The sequence below is a fragment of the Myxococcus sp. CA005 genome (assembly GCF_006518205.1).
GTDB lineage: Bacteria > Myxococcota > Myxococcia > Myxococcales > Myxococcaceae > Myxococcus > Myxococcus xanthus.
The window spans coordinates 1-742 of the sequence record NZ_SRLV01000204.1 but is presented as its reverse complement, the minus strand read 5'-3'; the positions used below and the strand labels follow the sequence as shown (position 1 = coordinate 742).

At 55.3% G+C, this 742-nt stretch carries 2 tRNA genes and 1 rRNA gene; all 3 read left to right on the top strand.

Features of this window, described 5'->3' with window-relative positions:
* Nucleotides 1–73 (top strand): 16S ribosomal RNA (locus FMQ63_RS37145); the annotation flags it as partial.
* Between the two features lie 212 nt (nucleotides 74–285).
* Nucleotides 286–362: transfer RNA gene (locus FMQ63_RS37140), tRNA-Ile, on the top strand.
* Between the two features lie 70 nt (nucleotides 363–432).
* Nucleotides 433–505, top strand: a tRNA-Ala gene (locus tag FMQ63_RS37135).
* Nucleotides 506–742 lie beyond the last annotated feature (237 nt).

Below are 742 nucleotides of genomic sequence, written 5' to 3'. Positions count from 1 at the left end.
GGAGTGGTCGGTAACTGGGGTGAAGTCGTAACAAGGTAGCCGTAGGGGAACCTGCGGCTGGATCACCTCCTTTCTAAGGAGACCGGGCATCGGACAGCGTCTTCGGACGCAGTAGGCGATGCCAGCGACTTTCGAGTCGCGTCAGGTCAACCAGGTCAACGTTTCCGAATAACAATCTAGCGACTTACTTTGGGCTTGCTGTTTGGTTTTGAAGGACTGAGTCCATGCGACTTGGCTCTTTGAGAATGAAGGACGCTGTAGGGTTTGCCGACGCGGTAGCCCCCTGGGCCTATAGCTCAGCTGGCTAGAGCGCGCGCCTGATAAGCGCGAGGTCGGTGGTTCAAGTCCACCTAGGCCCACCATTTTCCTCCCAAGGAGGAGGGAAGCGGTGACGCGCACCAGCATGGTAGAATGGCCGTGGGCAATTTTCCCGGGGCTGTAGCTCAGCTGGGAGAGCGCCAGCTTTGCAAGCTGGATGTCGTCGGTTCGATCCCGATCAGCTCCACACAAGTTTTCTCTGAAGTATAGAGAAGCGTTCTTTGACAAGTGCATACGAAGGGTAAGTTCAATTTCTGCTGAGAGAAGTTCTCGCAGAAGCCCTGACGAGAGTACCCCGCCGACGCCGTGAGGCGAAGGTGAGGGGAAGAAAGTCAGGTGCTTTTAATCAAGCGTAAGTAACAAGAAGTCTTCCAGGCTTGCTGCGAAGAGCAGGAGTCTGGGCCTTGGTTTCGAGTTTCGACAA